Raw genomic sequence first — 6,526 nt, 5'->3', positions numbered from 1 at the left:
CGACACGCCACACCCCACCCGGGGGTTCTCCTCACATCAAGCCGACACGCCTGCTACCAACGTCCTGGCCGAGTACAGCTAGGCTCATCGAACGTGCCTGACGCCGACGCCGAAGTGCTTGCCGCCGCCGCGGTAGCCCTGAATCGGCACGCCGCTGTTTTGCGGGAGCTGGGCGCGGCGTTCGACACCGCGGGGCACGAGCTGTACCTGGTCGGCGGTTCGGTGCGAGACGCCCTGCTGGGCAGGCTGAGTCCCGACCTCGACTTCACCACGGACGCCCGCCCCGAGCAGGTCCAAGAAATGCTGCGGCGCTGGGCCGACGCGCTGTGGGACACCGGCATCGAATTCGGCACCGTCGGCGTCGGCAAGGGCGACTACCGCCTGGAGATCACCACCTTCCGCGCCGACGCCTACGACCAGGTGTCGCGGAAACCCGAGGTGCGTTTCGGTGAGCGCCTCGACGACGATCTGGTGCGCCGCGACTTCACCGTCAACGCGATGGCCGTGCGCATCACGCCCAACGGCCCGGGTGAATTCCTCGACCCGCTCGGTGGGTTGGCGGCGCTGCGCGCTCGGATGCTGGACACCCCGGCGGCGCCGTCGATCTCTTTCGGCGACGACCCGTTACGGATGCTGCGCGCGGCGCGGTTCGTGTCGCAACTCGGCTTCACCGTCGCCCCGCGGGTGCGGGAGGCGATCGAAGAGATGGCCCCGCAGCTGGAACGGATCAGCGCCGAGCGGGTGGCCGCCGAGCTGGACAAGTTGCTCCTCGGCGACGACCCGGTGGCCGGCATCGATCTGCTGGTCGAGACCGGGATGGGGGAGGTGGTGCTGCCCGAGGTCGGCGGCATGCGGATGGCCATCGACGAACACCATCAGCACAAAGACGTCTACCAGCATTCGCTGACGGTGTTGCGCCAGGCCATCGCGCTGGAAGGCGAGGAACCCGATCTGGTGCTGCGCTGGGCCGCGCTGCTGCACGACATCGGCAAGCCGGCCACCCGCCGGCACGAGCCCAACGGCGGTGTGAGCTTTCACCACCATGAGGTGGTCGGCGCCAAGATGGCCCGAAAGCGCTTGCGGGCCTTGAAGTATTCCAAGCAGATGGTCGACGACGTCTCGCAGCTCGTGTATCTGCACCTGCGGTTCCACGGCTACGGCGACGGCAAGTGGACCGATTCCGCCGTGCGCCGCTACGTCACCGACGCCGGACCGCTGCTGCCGCGACTGCACAAGCTGGTGCGCGCCGACTGCACGACCCGCAACAAGCGCCGGGCGGCCCGCCTGCAGGCCAACTACGACCGGCTCGAAGCGCGCATCGACGAGCTGGCCGCCCAGGAGGACCTGGCGCGTGTACGCCCCGACCTCGACGGCAACCAGATCATGCAGATCCTCGGCATCCCGGCAGGGCCCGAGGTCGGCGAGGCCTGGCGCTATCTAAAGGAGCTGCGGCTGGATCGCGGGCCGCTGACCACCGAGGAGGCCACCGAGGAATTGCTGGCCTGGTGGCGGTCGCGGGGGAACCGCTAGCGGAGGTGTTGCGTCGGAACGGTCGTGGACTATTGCATGGCTAGCGACGGTGGAGCGGCGGCTATCTGGCATGGCCAGCCCAGTTTGGATCTCGACGGTGACGGCCGGCTCGACGCCATCGGACTGGACGTCGACGGTGACGGCATGCAAGACGACGCGCTGGCGGATTTCGACGGGGACGGGTTGGCCGATCACGCGGTGCTCGATGTGGACAACGACGGCACCCCAGAGGCCTACTTCACCGACGACGGATCCGGGACGTGGGCCGTGGCCGTCGACCGGGGTGGTCAACTGCGCTGGTTCGGGCTCGACGGCGTCGAGCACTCCGGGGGACCGTTGGTCGATTTCGACGGTGTGGGGCAAGCCGACGACCGGTTGCTGGACACCGACGGCGACGGGCAGGCCGACCGGGTGCTCTGCGACGGCGACTCGGGTGTCACCGGGTACGTCGACACCGACGGCGACGGGCGTTGGAACGTCAAGCTGACCGATACCAACCGCGACGGATTGGCGGACGGGGCCAGCAGTTTATGAGGAACACTGAATTGAAGAGCAACCACACGATGATTAGCGTCGGCGGCAGCTCAGTGCGGTCGAGCCGAAAAGGGGGCAGCGATGTTCGTCGACGCTGACTTGCTGCGCTCGGGGGCCAACGAGTCGCACCGCGCGGGCGGACACGCACGCGACGGAGCCGACCAGCTCGCGCGGGGACCGCTGTCGTCGGGAATGTTCGGCGGGTTTCCCGCGGCCGAGGCGTTTCACAATGCGGTGACCACCGCGCACGCTCAGCACGTCAAAACCCTTCGGGGCCACCAGGAGACGCTGACCGAAGTCGGCCACAAGGGGCACTACGCCGCGGCCGGGTTCGTGGAGATGGACAACCGCAACGCCGCAGAAATGCGGGCGGTGCGATGCAACTCCACTACATCAGCACCCCGCACCTGATAGCCGAAGCCGGCGGCGACCCCTGGGCGGTTTACCAAAGCCTGCAAGCCGGGCGTCCGGCGCAGATCTCCGATTTGGCGCAGGCGTTTCATGACGCCGGCCGGTGCACGGCGGAGTCCGCGGCCGCATTCGCCGAGGCGCGCCGCCGGTTCGAGGCGTCCTGGGATCGGGTGGACGGTGAGCACCCCATCAATGACTTGGCCGAGCTGCGGCGCACGATCGCGTCGCTCGGTATTCAGTCGTTGCAGCTGCCCAAGATCGCGGTCGCATTGGAGAACATCGCGGCCGCGTTGGCTGAGGCGCAGCGCAGTGGCGCGGATTCGATCTCGACTCTTGAGAGTCAGCTGCAGCAGGTCGACTCCATAGTCGGGCCCGCGCTGCATCTTGACGATGAGGCACTGATCCACGCGTTGGAGCAACAAGCCATCGACGACACCGTGTCAGCTCTGGGCCAGCTGCGGGCGCAGCGGCGCGGCTACTCGGAGTTCTTGCGGCGGTCCTTGACCGCTTTGCGCACCGACGGGTACGACCCGACGGTTCTGGGGGCGGTGGACGCGGCGGAGGCCGAAGAGCTTGTGGCGCTTCCAACAGCGGGGACCATCGCCGTCGACGTCAACCGATGGTGGAAGACACTAAGCCCGGAGCAACAGAACCGGTTGGTCGCTGACCACCCACCGGCGCTGGGAAACCTCAACGGTGTTCCCGTCACCGTCCGCGACCGGGTCAATCAGGCGGTGATGAACGACGACCTTCGGCGCATGCAGGACCTCGCCGCCGCCAGGGGCGCGTCCGTCGACGAGGTGCTCGGCGATCCGGGAAAATACGGCCTGACCGCAATCGCCGTCACGCGCTACGCCAACGCGTGCCGCGCGCAGCGGGGGTTAGAGGCGGCAGGGGCGGCGCACGCGGCCGCGTTTTTGCTGAAGTACCAGCCCGAAGCCTTTGCCGGCGAAGGCGCCGCGGCCATCGCGATCGGCAATCCGGACACCGCGGCCAACATCGCGGTGTTGGTGAAGGGCGCGGGCACCGGTGTGCGCGAGGGATCGCTGGCCAAGCCGGAGGGTGTCCGTCTGTATCAGGAGTCCTCCCACGCCGATTGGAGCAAGGAAACCGCGGTGGTGCTATGGCTGGGCTACGACGTCCCGGACGGTTGGTACGACCGGGGCTTGCGGGAACCCGGTCCGGCCCGGGTAGGCGCGCAGGCGCTGGCCGCCGACGTCAACGCCTTGGCCGTCACGCACCAAGGCGCCCCGACCCACGTCACAGTCGTCGGCCACTCGTATGGATCGACCGTCGTCTCCGACGCCGCCGCGGGGTTCGGCATGCGCGCCAACGACGTCGTTCTGGTCGGCTCACCGGGAACCGACCTGGCCCACTCGGCGGCCGACTTTCACCTTTCGTCCGGAGGGCACCTCTATGTCGGGGCGGCCTCGGGCGATGTGGTCACCTGGACGCCGGGTCAGTTGACCGGGCCCGGTCTGTTCGGTCCCAGCTTTGGAGGGCTGGGCGACGACCCGTCCGTCGACGGTTACGGTTCCACGCGCTTCAAAGCGGAGGGGCCGGGCATGGACCCGGTCGGTGACCACCTGCACTACTTCGACGACGGGTCGGAGTCATTGTTCAGCATCGGCGACGTCGTGTCGGGTCATGGCGATGCGTTGCGGCATGACGGTATGACGGCGCGCCACCGGGGCGAATATGGCATTGGCGGATGGCTTGATCCGGAAGCCGTGCGTCCTGCGACGACTGGGCACCGTCATCGCGGGCCGGCCGGTCGGTGATCATCCACCGGGCCGGACCGGCGCGGTCGGTGCCGGTGAGTCGAGGAAGAACGCTGGGTCGGCGAGGACAACGGTGGGCGGCGTGTCGCCGATGCGTGTCAGTGTCGTCGGTATCCGCCAGACGGTTCCTTTCAAACCGCATTCACTGGTGGACGCGGTTCTGGTCAGGGCTCCACGAAGTGTGCCGTCGCTTTGAGGCTCCCAAGACACATCCACCGTCAGCGTCTCGGTGACCGGTCCTTTCGTTCCGGGACACGGGCTTGGCGGCTCGTTAGTGGGCGTGAATTGCTGCCAGTGACCGTCCACAAAGCGGAAGACCTGTGCACCACCCGCGGCCACTTGCCGCTGTTCGCTTGCCACACTCACCGCTGTGGCGATGCAGCCAGACGAAGTGCACTCAGAACGAAAGGCCATCCAAGCCGTGCGGGTCGCGTTGACGGTGGAGGATGGTGCCACGCCGTTGACCGTCTGCGCCCCCGCGTCGAGGTCAAGGCGATAGGTGCCGTCGAGTCGCGGACCCGCCACGGCTGGGGGCGGGCTGCTGGTCGCCGCGGTCGCCGCGGCTGCCGCCGGATCGGCTACGGTGACGCCGGGCGGCACGTCGCCTTCCCGTACCAACGTGACGGGCGTGACGTAGACCTGACCTTGTGAGGGCCCGCATTCATCGCCGAGAACGGTCTGGGTTTGTTCGCCTTTCAGCGTGCCGTCAGCCTGCGGTTCCACCGACAACACAACAATCACGGCGCCCCTTTTCGCCGTGTCTGCTTCGCATGGGCTGGAGGTTCTATCAGGAGTCTCTCGCCAACGACCGTCGACAAAACGGAAGGCGGCTCTATCGCCCCCTCCTTCCGTGGATGCCACTTGGTGGTTGTTGTCGTCGAGCTCAGTCGCCGTCGCAATGCATCCGGTAGGCGTGCACGACGAACGAAACGCCGACCAGTTGCTATGACCTTTCGTGTCGCCCGACGGGGCGCCGTTGATAGTCCCCTTCGGGTTGTCGAAGTCCAGTCGATAGGTGCCGTCGAGCATGACAGCTGGCCGGCCTGGGGGCGGGGTGGTGCCTGTGGGAGCAGAGGTTGTGTGCCGCGTCGGCTTGCTCAGGTAGCCGATGATGCCGATGCCGGTGAGCAGTACCGCCGCTATCGCAGCCGCAAGGAGGACCCGAGACCGCTTGCGCCGCTTCTTATTTGCGGCAGACCACGGTTGCTGGCTCGGGACTCGCGTATCGGGCGCCCCGACAGGTTTTAAAACCGCGAGGTCCGGTTCGGGGCAGTGATCGACCATGTGCTGGCCCGCACCTGCCTGTTCACTTAGGGCGGCGGCGAAGTCTTTGCACCGCTCGAATCGGTAGGCGGGGTCTTTGGCCAAGGCCTTCAACAGCACCTGGTCGAGGTATGCCAATTCGGGACGCCGGTCGGCCAGTTTCGGCGGCGGTGCATTGAGATGTTGGCTGATAACGGCCACCGGATTGTCTTGTTGAAATGGGGGCGCACCGGTAAGAAGGTGAAATGCGGTGGCCGCCAAGGCATATTGGTCCGCACGGCCGTCGAGCTGTGCACCCATCAACTGTTCGGGCGCGGCATAGGAAAGGGTGCCGATGGTGAAATTGGTCGCCGTAAGCCCGCTAACGTCGCCCAGTGGTCGTGCAATGCCGAAGTCGCCCAGAAGGATTCGTCGCACGCCGTCCTCTGGCTCGGTGAGCAAGATGTTGGCGGGCTTGACATCGCGGTGCAAGAGCCCCCGCTTGTGGGCGTAGTCAAGCGCGTCGCCGACCGCGGCAACGACGGCACACACCTCCTGTATCGGCATGCCGGTCCGGTAGCGGTCTTTCACCAATTGGCCGGCGTCGGTGCCCTCGACGTAGTCCATTGCGATCCAAAGGCGTCCATCGAACTCACCGCGATCGTGTACGCCGACGATGTGGGGATGCCATAGCGTCGCGGCCAGGTCGGCTTCCCGGTGGAACCTCTCACGGAAGTCGTTGTCGGCCGTCATCGCCTCCGGCATGACTTTGAGCGCGTCGCGCCGCGGCAGCCGCGGATGCTGCGCAAGGTAGACCTCGGCCATCCCGCCAGAACCCAACATCCGCACGATGGTGTAGCCCGCGAATGTTCCCCCGATTGTCAGCGACACGGGCGAATCGTACCCACGAACTAGATGGTCATCGTGCACGGAAATTGGGTCTCGTAATGACCTTGCGATCAAAGCCCGCTGGCCAACAAGAACCAGCCGCAATCAGGATGACGAGCCGCAAACTAGCGACCGACCGT

At 66.7% G+C, this 6,526-nt stretch carries 5 protein-coding genes; 4 read left to right on the top strand and 1 reads right to left on the bottom strand.

All coding sequences use genetic code 11. The annotated features are described in order from the left end of the window. Window positions 1-93 precede the first annotated feature (93 nt). The 4 genes from AWC19_RS07360 to AWC19_RS07345 all read left to right on the top strand — a co-directional run bounded on the left by AWC19_RS07360 (window position 94) and on the right by AWC19_RS07345 (window position 4,256). A complete protein-coding gene (locus AWC19_RS07360) occupies window positions 94-1,530 on the top strand; it encodes a CCA tRNA nucleotidyltransferase (RefSeq protein WP_085077412.1) in 1,437 nt (478 codons plus the stop codon). Window positions 1,531-1,554: 24 nt separating this feature from the next. Beyond that, window positions 1,555-2,064, top strand: a complete 510-nt coding sequence (locus AWC19_RS07355) for a pullulanase (protein ID WP_085077411.1) — start codon at window positions 1,555-1,557, stop codon at window positions 2,062-2,064. An 81-nt stretch (window positions 2,065-2,145) separates the two neighbouring features. Further along, window positions 2,146-2,475 carry a DUF2563 family protein gene (locus AWC19_RS07350; protein ID WP_085077410.1) on the top strand — a complete coding sequence of 110 codons (330 nt, stop codon included), beginning with the start codon at window positions 2,146-2,148 and terminating at the stop codon, window positions 2,473-2,475. Beyond that, window positions 2,442-4,256, top strand: a complete 1,815-nt coding sequence (locus AWC19_RS07345; RefSeq protein WP_085077409.1) for a putative alpha/beta hydrolase — start codon at window positions 2,442-2,444, stop codon at window positions 4,254-4,256. Before AWC19_RS07350 ends, AWC19_RS07345 begins: the two co-directional genes overlap by 34 nt. On the opposite strand, the gene AWC19_RS31730 is transcribed toward AWC19_RS07345, so the two are convergent. After that, window positions 4,257-6,389, bottom strand: coding sequence for a serine/threonine-protein kinase (locus tag AWC19_RS31730; protein WP_169718091.1), 2,133 nt, complete (start codon window positions 6,387-6,389; stop codon window positions 4,257-4,259). Between the last annotated feature and the right edge of the window lie 137 nt (window positions 6,390-6,526).

Origin of the sequence: Mycobacterium palustre, from assembly GCF_002101785.1 — a bacterium.
Taxonomy (GTDB): Bacteria; Actinomycetota; Actinomycetes; order Mycobacteriales; family Mycobacteriaceae; genus Mycobacterium; species Mycobacterium palustre.
This window is presented reverse-complemented; position numbering and strand designations above follow the sequence as displayed.

Excerpts from the sequence above, each read along its gene's own strand:
- AWC19_RS07350 (WP_085077410.1), top strand. The coding sequence starts at position 2,146 with ATGTTCGTCGACGCTGACTTGCTGCGCTCGGGGGCCAACGAGTCGCAC.
- AWC19_RS07345 (WP_085077409.1), top strand. The coding sequence starts at position 2,442 with ATGCAACTCCACTACATCAGCACCCCGCACCTGATAGCCGAAGCCGGC.